Genomic DNA, 18060 nt, shown 5'->3' with positions numbered 1-18060 from the left:
GTTCGCGGAGCGTAGCGAACTCACTCATCCAGTCGGCCGCGACCTGCGCTCGGAAATCGCCCGCCGCAGCACGCGCGAGATCGCCTCGACCGAATACGGTTTCTGCACCAGTTCGAAGCCCTGATGCGCATTCTCGGCGAGCACACTGCTGTAGCCGCTGGTCAACACCACCGGCAGGCCGGGATAGCGCTCGCGGACGATCGTCGCCAGCTCGACGCCGTTCTTGCCCGGCATGATCACGTCGGAAAACACCAGATCGAACGCGAACTCGTCTTCGGCCAGCGCCGCCAGCGCCTCGTCGGCGGACTTCGTCCATTTGATGGTGTAGCCGAGATCCTGCAGCAGCTCGGTGGAGAACTTGCCGACCTCGACGTTGTCCTCCACCACCAGGATGCGATGGCCGAGCCCGCCGGCCGGATCGGTGCGCGACAGCTTCGCCGCCGCGGTCTGTTCCGGCGCCGGCGCCTGCGGCAGATAGATCGTGAACGTCGAACCCTCGCCCAGCGTGCTGTGCACGCTGATCTCGCCGCCGGACTGTTTGGCAAAGCCGAATGCCTGACTGAGACCGAGCCCGGTGCCGCGCCCGACTTCCTTGGTGGTGAAGAAAGGCTCGAAGATCACGTCGAGATGAGCCGGCGCGATGCCGCTGCCGCTGTCGGTGACCGAGACCGCCACGAACGCACCCGGCCGTGCCGGCTGCGACCGCACCGGCGGGATCTCGTCGACGCGGCGCAGCGCGATCGACAGAAGGCCTTCGCCGTTCATCGCATCGCGGCCGTTGACCGCAAGATTGACCAGTGCGGTTTCGAACTGTCCGACATCGGCGATCGCGTAGTTCGGTCCCGGCTCGGTGTCGACGTCGATCTCGACCCGGCTGCCGACCAGCGGGCGGATCAGATTGGCAATGCTCTGGATCTGGGCCGCGACGTCGAACACCACCGGCGACAGCGGCTGCCGCCGCGCGAACGCCAGCAACTGCCCGGTCAGCTTCGAGGCGCGATCGGCGGTATCCGAGATCGCATCGACATAACGGCGGCGGCGCTCCTCGGGCAGATCGCGCCGGCGCAGGAAATCAACTGCGGAGCGGATGATGGTGAGCAGGTTGTTGAAGTCGTGCGCGACGCCGCCGGTGAGCTGACCGACCGCTTCCATCTTTTGCGCCTGCCGCAGCGCCTCCTCGTTGCGGCGGCGCTCGGTCGAATCGATGCCCTCGGCCAGCACCGCCATCACCTCGCCCTGCGCATCCACCACCGGCCGCAACGAGAAATCGATGTGGCGCGGGCCGGCCGGGAGTTGCAGTTCGAGATCACGCTTTGCGATCTCCCCCGCCCGAGCCGCCTGGAACGCGCGCTCGATCGCTTCCGGAGCTTCTGGCGTGGCCGCGAACCACGGCGTCCTCCAGAACAATGCGCCCAACACTTGCGACGGCTCGGCCGCAATCCCTGCCAGCGCGGTGCCGTTGACGTACAGCAGTCGGCCCTTGAGATCGAGCAGGCCCTGATACTGGTTGGTGGTTTCCAGGATGGTGCGGAGCTGCGACTCGCTGGAATGCAGTTGCGCGGTGCGCTGCGCGATCAGCCGCTCCAGTGTATCGTTGACGTTGCGCAGTTCGATTTCCGCCTGCTTGGCGGTGGTGATGTCGTGGGCAACACCGATGAATCCGATATGCCGCCCGGCCGGATCCCACCGCGGCTGGGACTCCGACCTGATCCAGCGCCATTCCCCGTCGGCACGGCGATAGCGGCCCTCGAGCACGAACGGCAGCAGCGAGGCTTCGCCGGCAATGCTGGCGCGGACAACTTCCGCAACATCGTCCGGGTGGATGATGCTGCGCCAGTCGAACACCAGTGCTTCGTCATAGGGTAGACCGATGAAGTCGCAATAAGCGCGGTTGGCGAAGCTGCGGGTGCGGTCGAGACGGGTGCCCCAGATCGGCACCGGCGCACTGTCGGCGATCAGCTTGAAGCGCTGCTCGCTCTCGCGCAGCATCTCACGTGCGACGGCACGATCGGTGATGTCGATATGCGCCCCGACCATCCGCACCGCACGCCCCGATGCGTCGCGCTCGATCCGCCCTTCCGCCGCGATCCAGCGCACTTCGCCGTCGTTCGGGCGGATGATGCGATACTCGGCCGAGTAGCGGTCCGAGGTTCCCTTGACGAGATCGAGAAACTGCCGTTCGGCGCGCTCGCGATCCTCGGGATGCAGCCGGCGGACCCAATCTTCATGCGTCTCGTTGACGGCTTCGGGCGGCAAACCGTGTATCGCAAGATATTCCGGGGATCGATGGTTGCGGAACCCCGCGGCCAGATCCACCACCACACCGCCGACCTTGGCGATACGCTGGACCTCCGCGAGCTCCCTTTCCCGGTCGATGAGCGCCTGCTCGGACGCCGACAGCTTGCTGGTCACCTTCGCCTCTGCTGCGCCTGATTGGTGGAGCCTAGCCCAAACGCCCGGTTGGCGTCGACGGCGATAGAGGGAGGAGATTTGAGCTCGGTCAACAACGGCATACGATCCTACCTGCGCCGCCAGTCGGCTCGCCAGTTTGAACAAACAACCGTCGCCGCCTGCACATTGTTTGTGCGGTGCGATGCTTCCAAACGCCGGTGAGTTGAGGCAACAATCTGCCCAGAGTTGGCGGCTAGGGTTCCGGTCTGTTTCAGACGCTGGTCCGAGAGCTGCCCCCCGGAGGGAGAAATCCTTCGGACGCACGGCGGGACAAAAGCCCGGGAGACCTCGTAAGCCGAGGAATTGGCAAACGATGGTCCATGTCAATTCCTCATCGTGACCAGATTCTGAGGAATGATCCGATGCGGAAAACACGTTTGCTGTCTTCTCTGATCCTCGCCGGTTCGATCGTCGCGCTGAGCGTCGCCGGAGCCTCCGCCGCCCCCAAGAAGGACTTCAAGGTCGCCTGGTCGATCTATGTCGGCTGGATGCCGTGGGGCTACGCCGCCGACACCGGCATCGTGAAGAAGTGGGCCGACAAATACGGCATTACCATCGAGGTGAAGCAGTTCAACGACTACGTCGAGTCGATCAACCAGTACACCGCCGGCTCTTTCGACGCGGTGACGATCACCAACATGGACGCACTGTCGATTCCCGCCGCCGGCGGCGTCGACACCACCGCGGTGATCGTCGGCGACTTCTCCAACGGCAACGACGCGGTGATCCTGAAGGACAAGAAGGATCTGGCTGCGATCAAGGGCCAGAAAGTCAATCTGGTCGAGTTCTCGGTGTCGCACTATCTGCTGGCGCGGGCTCTCGAATCCAACAAGCTGACCGAGAAGGACATCAAGGTCGTCAACACTTCCGACGCCGACCTCGCCGCCGCCTACAAGACCGCCGACGTCACCGCGGTGGTGACGTGGAATCCGATCGTCTCCGAAATCCTCTCTTCGCCCGACGCCCACAAGGTATTCGACTCCTCGCAGATCCCCGGCGAAATCATGGATCTGATGGTCGCCAACACCGCGGTGGTGAAGGACAATCCGAACTTCGCCAAGGCGCTGGTCGGGATCTGGTACGAGACCATGGCGAAGATGACGGCGGAAGGCGCCGAGGCCAAGGCCGCCAAGGAAGCGATGGCGAAGGCGTCGGGTACTGATCTGGCCGGCTTCGAAAGCCAGCTCGCCTCGACCAGGCTGTTCAGCAAGGCCGCGGACGCCGAAGCCTTCACCAAGAGCGCGGCGATCGGCAGCACCATGGACCGCGTCCGCAAGTTCCTGTTCGACAAGGACCTGCTCGGCAAGGGCGCGAAGTCGGCCGACGCCGTCGGCATCGAGCTCGCAGACAAGAGCGTGCTCGGCGACAAGTCCAACGTGAAGCTGCGGTTCGACCCGAGCTTCATGGACATGGCCGCGGCCGGCAAGCTGTAAGCGATCACCTCCACAAGCCAAGCCGGAGCACGACGATGCGATGGGTGAACATCAGGCCTGGACGGCAACTCGCCATCTACATGGCGGCGCTGCCGTTCGTGCTGGTGATCATTGCGTATCTGCTGGGCTCCGGCGCCAGGCTCGCTGAGAATCCGAACGACAAGCTGCTGCCGGCCCTGACCAGCATGGGCCAGGCAGTCAAGCAGATGGCGTTTCAGGTCGACGCCCGCACCGGCAGCTATCTGTTGTGGACGGACACGCTGGCGAGCCTGGAACGGCTCGGCGCTGCGTTGGCGATCTCGACCTCGCTGGCTCTCGTGTTCGGCATCGTGATCGGACTGCTGCCGGCCGCGAACGCGCTGCTCGGCTCGTTCGTGTCGGTGACGTCGATGGTGCCGCCGCTGGCGCTGCTGCCGATCCTGTTCATCGTGATGGGGCTCGGCGAAAACTCCAAGATCGCGCTGATCGTGATCGGCACGCTGCCGGCGATGATCCGGGACCTGGCGATGCGGGTGATGGAGCTGCCACGCGAGCAATTGATCAAGGCGCAGACGCTCGGCGCCTCGACCTGGCAGATCGCGCTCCGCGTGGTGCTGCCGCAGATCCTGCCGCGATTGATCGACTCGCTGCGGCTGCAGCTCGGCCCCGCCTGGCTGTTCCTGATCGCCGCCGAAGCGATCGCCTCCGACTCCGGGCTCGGCTATCGCATCTTCCTGGTGCGACGTTATTTGGCGATGGACGTGATCATTCCCTACGTGGTGTGGATCACGTTGCTCGCCTTCCTGATGGACCTGGCGTTGCGACTGATCCAGCGCAAGGCCTTCCCCTGGTTCGCCGCGGTGAGGGCGGAATGAGCGCGATCCGATTCGACAACGTCTGGAAGGAATACGGCGACCACATCGTGCTGGAGCGGATCACGCTCGACGTCGCGCCGCGCGCCTTCGTCGCCCTGGTCGGCCCCTCCGGCTGCGGCAAGACCACCTTCCTGCGCATGCTGCTCGGCGAGGAGACGCCGACCCGCGGCCGGATCCTGATCGACGGCCGGCCGATGCCGAGCGAACCCGACGCCGATCGCGGCGTGGTATTCCAGCGCTATTCGGTGTTTCCGCATCTCACCGTGCTCGACAACGTGCTGTTCGGCCGCGAGCTGCAACAGTCGCGGCTGCTCGGCCGGCTGTTCGGCCGGGCGCGGCGCGAGGCGACCGAGCAGGCGCTGGCGCTGCTCGACGAGGTCGGGCTGAAGGGCCACGAGCACAAATATCCCGCGTCGCTGTCCGGCGGCATGCAGCAGCGGCTGGCGCTGGCGCAGGCGATCATGCGCGGCCCCAAGATCCTGCTGCTCGACGAGCCGTTCGGCGCGCTCGACCCGGGCATCCGCGCCGACATCCACGTGCTGATGAAGCGGCTGTGGAACGAGACCGAGCTGACGGTGGTGATGGTCACGCACGATCTGTCCGAAGCGTTCAGCCTGGCGACCCGCGTGATCGCGTTCGAGCGCAATCGCAACCGTCCCGAGGAGCGCGAGCGCTACGGCGCCACGATCTCGCGCGATCTCGAAATCTTTCCGCGGCGCATCGCGCAGCCGCGCACCGACCATCCAATCCGCTCCGGCCGGGACGACCCGGCCGCACAGGGAGCATGAGCCGGGACGACCCGGCGTTTGTTCACCGTGAGGACAGCATGATCCTGACCGAGCAAGAGAAGGCCGAAGTCGAGGCCAACCGCCAGCGCTACGAACAGCACAAGGCACTGGGCCAGCAACAGGCACCGAAGGCCTTGCCGCCGCCGACGCCGCGCGACGGCGCGCCGATCGCAGCGGACGCGATCATCCATCGCGAGACCGTGCCGGGTGGCTGGTACTACGTGACCAAGCTCGGCCGCGGCGAAGCGCTGCGCCTCGTCAACACCAGCGGCACGTCCTGCGTCAGCATCCAGGCATGGAATGCGTTTGATCCGAGCGAGCGGCTGAACCATGCCGACACCATCAAGGTGCAGTGGGCGGCGTCCTTGCGCAAAGGCCGGGTGATCCTGTCCGACATGGGCCGTGCGCTGCTGTCGATCATCGAGGACACCAGCGGCGCGCACGACACCATGGTCGGCGGCTCCACCGCGGCGACCAATGCGGCGCGCTACGGCGCCGGCAGTTTCCGCAACACCCGCGACAATTTTGTGCTCGCCGCCGGCAAGCTCGGGCTCGATCGCCGCGACCTGCACCCGTCGATCGGATTCTTCGCTCCGGTCGCCGTCGACTCGCAGGGCCGGTTCGAATGGCACGGCGAGCGTCGCAACAAGGGCGACTTCGTCGATCTGCGCGCCGAGCTCGACCTGCTCGTCGCGGTGTCGAACTGTCCGCACCCGCTCGACCCATCCCCCAGCTACGCGCCGGGCGACATCGACATCATCCGCTATCAGGCGCCTCAGCCCGCCGCCGACGACCTTTGCCGCACCGTGTCGCTCGAAGCCAAACGCGCGTTCGAGAACAACGCCTTCTATCTCGCCGGCGTCGCAGGGAGGGCCTGAGCATGACCGCGATTCCCGCTTCCGCCCGCATCGTGCTCGACACCGAGATCCCGGCGCGCGTGCCGTGGTCGGCGATCATCCGCAAGGGCCAGACGCTGCGCATCGTCGACAGCCACGGCCAGCAGGCCGTCGACACCCTGTTCTACGCCGCAGATGATCATGGCGAACGCTACAGCGGCCAGGACACGCTGCGCGCCCAGGGCTCGGCCTACGTCACCACCGGCACGCGGATCATGTCCACCGAGGGCCGCACCATGCTGCGGATGGTGGCCGATAGCTGCGGCCTGCACGACACCTCGGCCGGCGCCTGCTCCTGCGAGAGCAACACCGTGCGGTTCGGGCACCAGACCAAATATCTGCATGCCTGCCGCGAGAACTTCGTGCTGGAGGCCGCCAAGCACGGTCTGTCGAAGCGCGACATCGTGCCGAACCTCAACTTCTTCATGAACGTGCCGCTCGACACGTCCGGCAATTTCACCGTGGTCGACGGCGTCTCCAAGCCCGGCGACTACGTCGAGATGGTCGCCGAGATGGACGTGCTGTGCCTGATCTCGAACTGTCCGCAGGTCAACAATCCCTGCAACGGCTTTTTCCCGACGCCGATCCAGGTGGTGATCTACGAGGCAGGCGAGGACTGATCATGTTCAGCAAAGTTCTGATTGCCAACCGCGGCGAAATCGCCGGGCGGATCGGCCGCACCTTGCGCCGGATGGGGATCGCATCGGTCGCGATCTATTCGGACGCTGACCGTTTCACCCGTCCGGTGCGCGAGGCCGACCAAGCGGTGCGCGTCGGCGGCGAGGCCGCCAGCGACAGCTATCTCAATGTCGACGCCGTGATCGAGGCCTGCCTCTCAACCGGCGCGCAGGCGGTGCATCCCGGCTACGGCTTTCTGTCGGAGAACCGCGGCTTCGCCGAGCGGCTGAAGCAGCACGGCATCGCCTTCATCGGTCCGCGCCCCGAACATCTCGAGGCGTTCGGCCTGAAGCACCGCGCCCGCGAACTGGCGCAGACGAGCAAAGTGCCGCTGCTGCCCGGCACCGGGCTGATCGACAGCATCGAGGAAGCTCTGGAAGCCTCGGCACGGATCGGCTTTCCGCTGATGCTGAAGAGCACCGCGGGCGGCGGCGGCATCGGCATGCAGCTCTGCCACGACGAGGCGACGCTGCGCGAACGCTTCGCCACGGTGCAGCGCACCGCCCGCGCCAGCTTCGGGGACGCGCGGGTATATCTGGAGCGGTTCGTCGCCGACGCCCGCCATATCGAAGTGCAGATCTTCGGCGACGGCCAGGGCAACGTGATCGCGCTCGGCGAGCGCGACTGCTCGCTGCAGCGGCGCAACCAGAAAGTCGTCGAGGAAACCCCGGCGCCCGGCATCTCGGACGAGATGCGGACGCGGCTGCATCAGGCCGCGGTCGCGCTCGGCCGGAGCGTGAACTACGAGTCCGCCGGCACCGTCGAATTCATCTACGACGTCGCCCGCGACGAATTCTACTTCCTCGAGGTCAACACCCGCCTGCAGGTCGAACATCCCGTCACCGAAGCGGTGTTCGGTGTCGATCTGGTCGAATGGATGGTGCGCCAGGCTGCCGGCGACAGCCCGATCGCGACCTACACGCCGCGCCCGCCGCAGGGCGCGGCGATCGAAGTGCGGCTGTATGCCGAAAATCCAGGCGCCGGCTTCCGGCCCTCGGCCGGCCGGCTGACCCAGGTGGCGTTTCCGGACGACGCGCGCGTCGACGGCTGGATCGAAACCGGCGACGAGGTAACGCCGTTCTATGACCCGATGCTGGCGAAGCTGATCGTCCACGCGGCCGACCGCGACGCCGCGATCGACAAGATGATAAGCGCGCTCGCCGCCACCACCGTCGCGGGCATCGAAACCAATCTCGATTACTTGCGCGCGATTGCGGCATCCGATCTGTTCCGCAGCGGCAAGGTCGCCACCAAGGTGCTGGCGGACTTCAGCTTCGCGGCGCGCACCATCGACGTGGTGGCGCCCGGCGCGCAGTCCGGATTGCAGGAGCTGCCGGGCCGGTTGCATCTGTGGCACGTCGGCGTGCCGCCGAGCGGACCGATGGACGAGCGTTCGTTCCGCCTCGCCAACCGCATCGTCGGCAATCCCGAAACCACCGCGGCGTTCGAACTCACCGTCAGCGGTCCGACGCTGCGCTTCAACGCCGACGCCGTGGTGGCGCTGTGCGGCGCTGGCATGATGGCAAAGCTCGACGGCACAGCGGTTGGTAACGACGCGCCGATCACGGTGCGTGCCGGGCAAATGCTGGCGATCGGCAAGATCGAGGGACCGGGCCAGCGTTGTTATCTCGCCATCCGCGGCGGCTTCGACGCGCCCGAAGTGTTCGGCTCCCGCGCGGTGTTCACGCTCGGCGCGTTCGGCGGCCATGCCACCGGCGCGCTGAAGGCCGGCGACGTGCTGCATTTCGGCTCGATCACGCCTGTCGCGGAGCCCCGTGCGCTCACCGACGACGAACGGCCAGCTCTGACACGAGAATGGCAAATCGGCGTGATCTACGGCCCGCACGGCGCGCCCGATTTCTTCCGAGACGACGACATTGCGACGCTGTTTTCCTCGGACTACGAAGTCCACTTCAACAGCGCCCGCACCGGCGTGCGGCTGATCGGACCGAAGCCGCAATGGGCGCGCACCGACGGCGGCGAAGCCGGGCTGCATCCCTCCAACATCCACGACAACGCCTATGCGATCGGCGCGATCGATTTCACCGGCGACATGCCGATCATCCTCGGCCCCGATGGCCCGAGCCTCGGCGGCTTCGTCTGCCCGGCCGTGGTGGCGCGCGACGAATTGTGGAAGGTCGGTCAGCTCAAGCCCGGCGATAAGCTCCGCTTCGTGCCGGTGACACGCGCCGATGATCCGGTCGCGGGGCCGACCGTGATCGCCGCGCCTGCCGAGCTCGGCTCGGCGATCGTCGGCCGCCGTGACGATGGCGAGATCCCGGTGGTGTATCGCCGCGCCGGCGACGACAACCTGCTGGTTGAATACGGCCCGATGGAGCTCGACATCGCGCTGCGGCTGCGGGTGCATGTGCTCGCCGAGGCGGTGGAGAAAGCCAAGCTCCCGGGCCTGATCGATCTCACGCCGGGAATCCGCTCGCTGCAGATCCACTACGACAGCACGGTGATGCCACGTCGCAAGCTGCTCGACGCGCTGGCGAGGATCGAGCGCGAACTGCCCTCGGTCGAAGCGATGGCGGTGCCGAGCCGCATCATTCATCTGCCGCTATCGTGGAACGATCCGCAGGCGGTGCTGGCGATGCGCAAGTATCAGGAGCTGGTACGGCCGGATGCGCCGTGGTGCCCGTCCAACATCGAGTTCATCCGCCGCATCAACGGCCTCGCCAGCGAGGACGACGTCAAGCGTATCGTGTTCGACGCCAACTACCTCGTGCTCGGCCTTGGCGACGTCTATCTCGGCGCACCGGTCGCCACGCCGGTCGATCCGCGGCACCGCCTGGTCACCACCAAATACAACCCGGCCCGCACCTGGACGCCCGAAAACGCCGTCGGCATCGGCGGTGCCTATATGTGTATTTACGGCATGGAAGGCCCCGGTGGTTATCAGCTATTCGGCCGCACTATCCAGGTCTGGAACACCTGGCGCAGCACCGAAATGTTCAAGCCCGGTCATCCCTGGCTGCTGCGGTTCTTCGACCAGATCCGGCTCTTCCCGGTGACGCCGGAACAACTGCTCGACGCCCGCGCCGCCTTCCCCCACGGGGCCTATCCGCTCAAGATCGAAGAGACGACGTTCTCCTACGCCGACTACAAGGCGTTCCTGGCGCGCGAAGCCGATGGCATCACGGCGTTCAAGACCCGCCAGCAGACCGCGTTCGAAGCCGAACGCCAACGCTGGCGCGACGCCAAGCTCGACGAGGTGGTGGAGGACGACACCGCGGCCGCGCTCGGCTCCGGCGGCGACGTGCCGGACGGCTGCGTCGGCCAGTTCACCGAGGCGCCCGGCAACGTCTGGAAGCTCACGGTCGAGCCGGGCGAGCATGTCGAGATCGGCCAGACCCTCGCAGTGATCGAGTCGATGAAGATGGAGATTGCGATTCCGGCGACCGCGCGCGGCATCGTCAGGGCGCTCAACGCCAAGCCGGGGCAGACGCTGCGCGCCGGCGATCTGATCTGCGCGCTGGAGGAAATGTGAGGGGAAAGCCGCCATGAACGGCGGCGGGGCCACATCGGGCGTGCGCCGGCCAGACAAAGTTCCTTGAAATCAGCGGCTTGGCCTGGCTGGGGCGGGAGGGTACTCAGCCAGCAACCAGCCGGATCCAAATTATTGAAATAACTGCGTTTCTATTCGCGACACGCGGCTTGTGCAGCATCAAGGTGTAGCATGATTAACCCTGAGCAAACCTCGAGTGCCGCCGCTCGCCCTGTCGAAGTTCCAATGTCGGCCGCTGCGATGGCAGCATAGCCTACACCCTCGAGGCAATGTGAGTGCGGCATGTCCGGCTTCTGACCCGGAACGGACATAGCGCAAGAGCTGATGCACTAGCTCGAAGAAACCTGGTCTCGATGCCCTTGAAACTCGCGATCACGCAGCTGGCGGCGCCAAGCGTTCGGAGTTGCGCCGGTGAAGCGCCGAAATATCCGCGACAGGTGCGCCTGATCGCTCAGCCCGCACGCCAGCGCGATTTCCGACAGCGGCAGGTCGGTGCCCTGCATCAGCAACTTGGCGCGCTCAACCCGGCGCTCGAGCACGAAATTGCGCGGCGCGACGCCGACGCTGCCGCGGAAAGCCCGGGCGAAATGGCTGGCGCTGAGATCGACGAGCTGGGCCAGGTCTTTGATCCGCAAGCTGCGATCGATGTTGTGGTCGATATGCGCCACCACCCGCTTCAGCTGCCAGCGCGCCAGGCCCGGGCCGTCCGGCGTCGGCGGCGGCGCCTCGTCGAGCAAGTCGTGCCGCGCCTGCACTTCGCGCAGCAGCGCCGCGGCGCGCTCGATGCAGGAGCGCGCCGCGGCCGGATCGCGTTGCACCGTCTCCGCCGCCTTCTGCAGGATCTCCGCCAGGTGCACGAACGCCCTCGCCGTGCTCGGCCGATCCCCGCTGCTGGTGAGGCGCTGCATCGACCCGAAACTCCTCATCCCCGGACGGCGCGCGAGCGCGGTCCACTGCCATCGCCGGACAGCAGACGACGGCGGGCCGCCGTCCGATAGTCGGACTATCGTGCCGCCGCGGCCTGCAATGGTTTCGCCGATAGCAAACCAAGGTTTATCGTCGGCGCCGCGGTCCGCGCCCGATCCGGCCGTGCCGACGCGGCGACGATTGGCATCCGCCGGGGGCTGACATAGAGTACGGCGATGACGATGCGTACGTCTTCCCAGCCAGCATGACCGCCACATCCAGACCATTGATCGTCGTGGTCGATGACGACGCCGGCATCAGGGACGCGCTGGCCGGCCTGTTCAAATCCATCGGCAACCGAGTGGTCTCGTTCGAATCGGCGCAGCATCTGCTCGCGGCCGGGGTTCCGGACGAGGCCAACTGCCTGATTCTCGACGTCCGCCTGCCCGGCACCAGCGGCCTCGACCTGCAGACCATGCTGACCAAGCTCGATGTCCGGATTCCGGTGATTTTCATGACCGGCTACGGCGACGTACCGATGACCGTGCGCGGCATGAAGGCCGGCGCCGTCGACTTTCTCACCAAGCCGTTCCGCGACCAGGAAATGCTCGACGCGGTGTCGGCTGCCGTGTCGCTGGACCGGCGGCGTCGCGAGAGCGACAGCCGCCGCGACGACATCCTGAGCGCTACGCGGCGCTGACGCCCCGCGAGAAGCAGGTTTTCGACATGGTGTCCGCCGGCTCGCTGAACAAGAATGTCGCCGCCGATCTCGGCCTGAGCGAAATCACCGTCAAGATTCATCGCGGCCGGGTGATGAAGAAGATGGGCGCCCGCTCATTCGCCGATCTGGTGCGGATGGCCGAGGTGATCGCTCCGCAATCCCGCGAGGCGACGTAAACCATCGTATGACTTATAAGCCCGGGGTCGCTGCCGCAGAGTTGGTCGACGTCGGATCGCGCTGCATCACCCTTGAGGATGGCCGAAATGACCATCGGCAAGATCATAACGGTGATCGACGACGACGAAAACGTTCGGGTCGCCATCGAAGGACTGGTTCGCTCGCTCGGCTATGCGGCGCGCGGCTTCGCCTCGGCGCGGCAGTTTCTGGATTCCGGCATCGACGGCGCGACCGCCTGCCTGATCACCGACATCCAGATGGCCGGGCTGAACGGCCTCGACCTCTACGCCGGGCTGATCGCCGCGGGCGGCGCGCCGCCGGTGATCTTCATCACCGCTTTTCCCGACGAACGGATCGAGGCACGGGCCCGGGCGCTGGGCGCGCTCGGCTTTCTCAGCAAGCCGTTCGAGGCGCAGGCGCTGGTGCATTGCATCCAGAAGGCTGTAGCGCCGCGCGCCGGCGGGCCGGGCTGATGCAGCGATCGCCGACCACGACCGGAGCGGCGCCGTGACGGACATCAGCGCCGCACTGGAACTGGTGACGCGCTGCGGCGACTTCGGCGTCTACCGGGTGCAGGAAGATCGGTCGCCGCCGCGGCTGCTGCTGATCGCCGAGGCCGACGAGCCGTGCCCGCTGGAGCGCGCCAAGCGCGAACTCGCCCTCACCCGCGACCTCGATCCGGCGATCGTGGTACGGCCGCGCGCGTTGGTGTCGGCGCAGGGTCGGCCGGCGTTGCTGATCGACGATCACGGTGCGCGGCCGCTGTCGGAATCGCTGGCGGAGCCGCTCGCCGTGCCGAAGCTGTTGCGCCGGGCGATCGGAATGGCGCACGCGCTAGGCCACATTCACGAGCGCGGGCTGGTGCATCGCCATCTCCGCCCCGACACCGTCTGGGTCGACGATTCCGACCGGGTGTGGCTGACCGGGCTCGGCGGCGCTTCGCGCTCGCGCCGGGAGCGCCGAGAACTCGCCTTGCACGAGGCCCCGTCCGGTTCGCCGATCTACCTCTCCCCGGAGCAGACCGGCCGCGTCAACCGCTCGGTGGACAGCCGCAGCGATCTCTACGTGCTCGGCATCATCTTGTACCAGATGCTGTCCGGCGGCAGCCTGCCGTTCCACGCCTCAAGCCCGGCGCAATGGATTCACCAGCACATCGCTCGCCGGCCGCATCCGCTGCCGACCGCCGGCGCCGCCACCGCGGCGATCGAGCGGCTGGTGTTCCGGCTGCTCGAGAAGTCCGCCGACGACCGCTACCAGAGCGCCGCCGGCGTCGAGCGCGATCTGCGCGCCTGCCTGGCGGCGTGGGAGGTGCACGGCCACACCGCGGGCGTACGTCTGACCGCTCACGATGCCGCCGGCGTCGTGCGCATGCCGGAAAAACTGTACGGCCGCGACACCGAGATCAACGCCATCCTGTCGGCGTATCACCGCGCCGCGTCGACCGGCGCCACCGAATGGGCGCTGATCTCCGGCTATTCCGGAGCCGGGAAATCCTCCGCCGTTAACGAGCTGCGCAAGAGCCTCACCCCAACCAACGGCTGGTTCATCGCCGGCAAGTTCGACCAGTACAAGCGCGACACCCCGTTCGCGACGCTGGCGCAGGCGTTCCACTCGCTGGTGCGGCAGATCCTCGGCCAGGACGCCGCCGCGTTCGAAGGCTGGCGCAGCACGCTGCAGGCGGCGGTCGGCGAGCACGGCGAGCTGATGGTCAATCTGGTGCCGGATCTGGCGCTGGTGATCGGCGATCAGCCGCCGCTGCGCAGCATGTCGGCGCAGGAGAGCCGCGCCGCGTTCCAGGCCGTGCTCGGACGCTTCATCGCGGCGATCGCCCGGCCTGAGCATCCGCTGGTGCTGTTTCTCGACGACCTGCAATGGCTCGACCGGGCGACGGCCGACTTCCTGGTCCGGCTCGCGGACGACATCGACACCAGCCATCTGCTGGTGATCGGCGCCTATCGCGACAACGAGATCGACGATGGCCATCCGCTCGGCCTGACGTTGCAGAGCATCCGCCAGCGGGTGCCACACATCGAGGAGATCCGGCTCGCTCCGCTCGGCCAGGCCCACATCCGGGCGTTGGTCGCCGACGTGCTGCGGTGCGAGTCCGATCAGGTCGCGCCGCTGGCAGCGCTGATCCACCGCAAGACCGGCGGCAATCCGTTCTTCGCGATCCAGTTCTTCTCGTCGCTGATCAACGAGCAACTGGTCAGCTTCGACGTGCTGAACGAGCGCTGGAGCTGGAACGTCGAGCTGATCGAAGGCAAGGGCTTCACCGACAACGTCGTCGATCTGATGAGCCGCCGGCTCGACCGGCTACCGCCGCGCACCCGGGCAATCCTGCGGATCTTCCCCTGCCTCGGCATGGCCGCGGACGCCGCCTTGCTCGGCCGGCTGTGCGACATCGCCACAGAGGCGGTTCATGACGGGCTGCAGGAGCTGGTCGCCGCCGAACTGGTGCTGCGCACCGACGAGGACTATCGCTTCGTTCACGACCGCGTCCGCGAAGTCGCCTACCGGCTGATCGACCCGGTCGAGTTGCCGGCGATCCATCTGGAGATCGCCCGCCACCTCGCCACGAGCATCCCGACCCGGCCCGACGCGCTGTTCCAGATCGTCGACCACTACAATCTCGGCGCCGCGCTGATCGACTCCGACGCCGAGCGGCTGGCGGTCGCCCGGCTCAATCGCGAGGCCGGTCGCGCCGCGATGAAGGCGATCGCCTACGGCTCGGCGCAGGCCTATCTGACCACCGCGCTGGCGCTGCTCGGCGACTCCGCCCTCGAATGCGAACCTGACCTCGCCTTCGACGTCGAGTACCTGATCGCCGAATGCGAGTTTCTCACCGGCGCGATGGCCGAGGCCGAGGCGCGGCTGCAACGTCTAGCGCCGCTGGCGCCGACGCCGCACGCCCGGTCGTTCGTGGTGGCGCTGCAGGTCACGCTGTACACCGCGATCGATCGGAGCGACCGCGCGATCGAAACCTGCCTCGCCTATTTGCGCGACTTCGGCATTATCTGGCCGCAGCATCCGGACCGCGACCAGGCCAAAGCCGAGTATCGCCTGCTGATGGAACGGCTCGGCGGCCGCAGCATCGAGTCGTTGATCGATCTGCCGGCGATCACCGACCAGTCCCGCGCCGCCCCCATGGCGGTGATGAGCGCGGCGCTGGCGCCGGCGTTCTTTACCGACCTCAACCTGGTCTGCGTGCTGCTGTGTCGGATGGCCAACATCAGCGTCCAGCAGGGCAATTGCGACGCCTCGGCGCTCGCCTACGCCTATCTCGGCATGGTGGTCGGCCCGTGCTTCGACGACTACGACGCGGCGTTCCGGTTCGGCGATCTAGGCCTCAAGCTGGTCGAGACCCGCGGCCTCGGCCACTACAAGGCCCGCGTCCACCTGACCTACGGCGCCCACGTGCTGCCCTGGGCACGGCCGCTGCACGAGGCCCAACCGTATCTGCGCCGCGCCTTCGAGGAAGCGGTCGAGACCGGCGATCTCACCTATGCCGGCTTCTCGTCCTGCACGCTGATCACCAACCGGCTTTCGGCTGGCGATCCGCTGGACGACGTCGAGATCGAAGCGGTCGCGCGGCTGGCGCTGATGCGGCGCGCCAAGTTCGGCCTGATCGTCCACATCATCACCACGCAGCTGCAGTTCCTCCGGTCGCTGCGTGGCGACACGACCGCGCTGGGCTCGCTGAACGGACCCGACTTCGACGAAGCGGCGTTCGAACGCGAGCTCGCCGCCAATCGCAGCCTCGACATCGCCGCCTGCTGGTTCTGGATCCGCAAGATGCAGGCGAGCTACTTCGCCGGCGACCAGGCGGCCGCCTTCGCGGCGCTGCTGCGGGCCGAACCGCTGCTCTGGACCACCGTCGGCCACCACGAATATTCGATCTTCCACTTCTACGTCGGCGTGATCTGCGCCGCGCTCGCCGACTCGCCCAACCCGCCGGAGACCCGCGCCGCGCTGGAGCGGCGTCTCGCCGGTGCACACCTGCAGATGTCCGGCTGGGAAGTCCACAATCCCGGCAATTACAAGGGCGCGACGGCGCTGCTCGCGGCCGAGATCGCGCGGTTACAGGACCGGCCGTTCGAGGCGATGAAGCTCTATCAGCAGGCGGTGTCGTCGTCGCGCCGGGTCCGGGTGTCGCAGGTCGAAGCCATCGCGCACGAGCTCGCCGCGGAGTTCTGTCGCCGCCAGGGATTCGACACCGCGTATCAGGCCCACCTGATGAAGGCGCGCGACTGCTATCAGCAATGGGGCGCCGCCGCCAAGGTCGAGCAGCTCGACCGCAATCACCCCGACGTCGCCGTCAACTTCCCGGCGGCCGCGCAGGTGCCGCTCGGCCTCGCCGAAAGCTTCGATCTCGCCGCGGTGGTGAAGACATCGGAAGCAGTCTCCAACGAGCTCGGCGTTCCGCGACTGATGGAAACCCTGATGTCGCTGGTGCTGGAACACGCCGGTGCCGAGCGCGGGCTGTTGATCCTGCCGCAGCAGGCCGAGCTGACGATCCGCGCCGAGGCCCGGACCGGCGGCGGCGGCATCCAGGTCACGCTCCGCGACGACCTTGCCACCGCGGACGACCTGCCGACCACGCTGGTCAATCTGGCGGCGCGCACCGGCGAAGCGATCACGATCGACGACGCCGGCTCCAGCCCGTTCGCCGACGATCCCTACATCGCCAGGACGGCATCGCGGTCGCTGTTGTGCCTGCCGCTGATGAAGCGCAACAAGCTGATCGCCGTCATTTTCCTCGAGAACGATCTCGCCGCCGGCGTGTTCACGCCGTTGAAGCTATCGGTGCTGAAATTACTCTCGTCGCAGGCGGCGATCTCGCTGAAGAACGCCTTCCTGGAAGAGAAGGACGCGCTGGTCGAGGCGCTGCAGAAGTCGCAGTCCGAGCTGATGCGGATGTCGCGGCTGACCGCGATCGGCGAATTGGTGATCTCGATCGCGCACGAGATTAACCAGCCGCTGACCGCGATCATCACCAATGCCGACGTCTGCCTGCGCTGGCTCGGCAACGCGCAGCCGTCCATCGCTGAGGCCCGGAGCGCCGCCCGCCGGGTGATCGAGAACGGCCGCCGCGCCGCCGACGTGGTGCAGACCATCCGCGGGCTCGCGGTCAAGGCTGCCCCGATGATGTCCGCGGTCGACGTCAACGCGGTGATCCGCGAGATCCTGTCGATCCTGCAGGTCGAGTTGCGACAGAACGCCATCCACCTGGAGACGCAACTCACCGAGTCCGACGCCACCGTGGCCGGAAACCGCGTGCAGTTGCAGCAGGTGCTGCTCAACCTCTGCATGAACGCCATCGAGTCGATGGCGGCGATCGAGGGCCGTCGCACCCTGACCGTCGCCAGCACGACCAACGATGCAGACGGCGTGGTGGTCACGGTCGCCGACAACGGCCTCGGCTTCGACGAAGACCGCATCGACCAGTTGTTCGAGGCGCTGGTCACCACCAAGCCGCAGGGCATGGGAATGGGCCTGTCGATCAGCCGGTCGATCGTCGAGGCACACGGCGGTCGGTTGTGGGCGATCCCAGTGAAACCGCACGGCGCTCGTTTCCAGTTCGCGCTGCCAAGGCCGACCTGAAATCCGTCGCCCCGGCATCGCGATCGTTCAAGCCGCCGCGCGAA

General features: G+C 66.9%; 10 protein-coding genes, 1 pseudogene and 1 riboswitch. Of the genes and pseudogenes, 9 read left to right on the top strand and 2 right to left on the bottom strand.

The genetic code is table 11. From position 1 onward, the window contains the following. Positions 1-24: 24 nt before the first annotated feature. Positions 25-2412, bottom strand: coding sequence for a hybrid sensor histidine kinase/response regulator (locus FLL57_RS01125; RefSeq protein ID WP_142881909.1), 2388 nt, complete (start codon positions 2410-2412; stop codon positions 25-27). A 221-nt stretch (positions 2413-2633) separates the two neighbouring features. Continuing rightward, positions 2634-2738, top strand: a riboswitch (guanidine-I (ykkC/yxkD leader). Positions 2739-2813: 75 nt separating this feature from the next. Between FLL57_RS01125 and FLL57_RS01120 the strand changes: the two genes are divergently transcribed. The 6 genes from FLL57_RS01120 to uca are packed head-to-tail and all read left to right on the top strand — an operon-like array spanning position 2814 to position 10593. After that, positions 2814-3884 (top strand): putative urea ABC transporter substrate-binding protein, encoded by a 1071-nt coding sequence (locus FLL57_RS01120; RefSeq protein WP_047307424.1) that lies wholly within the window; start codon positions 2814-2816, stop codon positions 3882-3884. 35 nt (positions 3885-3919) lie between these two features. After that, positions 3920-4738 (top strand): ABC transporter permease, encoded by an 819-nt coding sequence (locus FLL57_RS01115; protein WP_013500912.1) that lies wholly within the window; start codon positions 3920-3922, stop codon positions 4736-4738. Further along, positions 4735-5526 (top strand): ABC transporter ATP-binding protein, encoded by a 792-nt coding sequence (locus FLL57_RS01110; RefSeq protein WP_013500911.1) that lies wholly within the window; start codon positions 4735-4737, stop codon positions 5524-5526. Before FLL57_RS01115 ends, FLL57_RS01110 begins: the two co-directional genes overlap by 4 nt. Positions 5527-5564: 38 nt before the next feature. Next, positions 5565-6404 carry an urea amidolyase associated protein UAAP1 gene (locus FLL57_RS01105; RefSeq protein ID WP_142881908.1) on the top strand — a complete coding sequence of 280 codons (840 nt, stop codon included), beginning with the start codon at positions 5565-5567 and terminating at the stop codon, positions 6402-6404. Positions 6405-6406: 2 nt separating this feature from the next. Next, positions 6407-7042 (top strand): urea amidolyase associated protein UAAP2, encoded by a 636-nt coding sequence (locus tag FLL57_RS01100; RefSeq protein WP_047307426.1) that lies wholly within the window; start codon positions 6407-6409, stop codon positions 7040-7042. 2 nt (positions 7043-7044) lie between these two features. Further along, on the top strand, positions 7045-10593 hold the full coding sequence (gene uca / locus FLL57_RS01095; protein ID WP_142881907.1) for an urea carboxylase: 3549 nt from the start codon (positions 7045-7047) through the stop codon (positions 10591-10593). A 347-nt stretch (positions 10594-10940) separates the two neighbouring features. Here the strand turns inward: uca and FLL57_RS01090 are convergent, their stop codons facing one another. Next, positions 10941-11519: a helix-turn-helix domain-containing protein gene (locus tag FLL57_RS01090; protein WP_047307447.1), complete on the bottom strand. Its 579-nt coding sequence runs from the start codon at positions 11517-11519 to the stop codon at positions 10941-10943. 263 nt (positions 11520-11782) lie between these two features. On the opposite strand from FLL57_RS01090, the pseudogene FLL57_RS01085 reads away from it, so the two are divergent. From FLL57_RS01085 to FLL57_RS01075, 3 genes and pseudogenes are all read left to right on the top strand, one after another. After that, positions 11783-12414 (top strand): annotated as a pseudogene (locus tag FLL57_RS01085) (response regulator transcription factor). Positions 12415-12501: 87 nt separating this feature from the next. After that, positions 12502-12888: a response regulator transcription factor gene (locus tag FLL57_RS01080; RefSeq protein WP_047307448.1), complete on the top strand. Its 387-nt coding sequence runs from the start codon at positions 12502-12504 to the stop codon at positions 12886-12888. Between the two features lie 34 nt (positions 12889-12922). Beyond that, positions 12923-18016 carry a trifunctional serine/threonine-protein kinase/ATP-binding protein/sensor histidine kinase gene (locus tag FLL57_RS01075; protein WP_142881906.1) on the top strand — a complete coding sequence of 1698 codons (5094 nt, stop codon included), beginning with the start codon at positions 12923-12925 and terminating at the stop codon, positions 18014-18016. Positions 18017-18060: the final 44 nt, after the last annotated feature.

Source organism: Rhodopseudomonas palustris (genome assembly GCF_007005445.1).
GTDB classification, from domain to species: domain Bacteria; phylum Pseudomonadota; class Alphaproteobacteria; order Rhizobiales; family Xanthobacteraceae; genus Rhodopseudomonas; species Rhodopseudomonas palustris_G.
The sequence above is the reverse complement of the archived record's forward strand: the minus strand, read 5'-3'. Positions and strand labels throughout refer to the sequence as shown.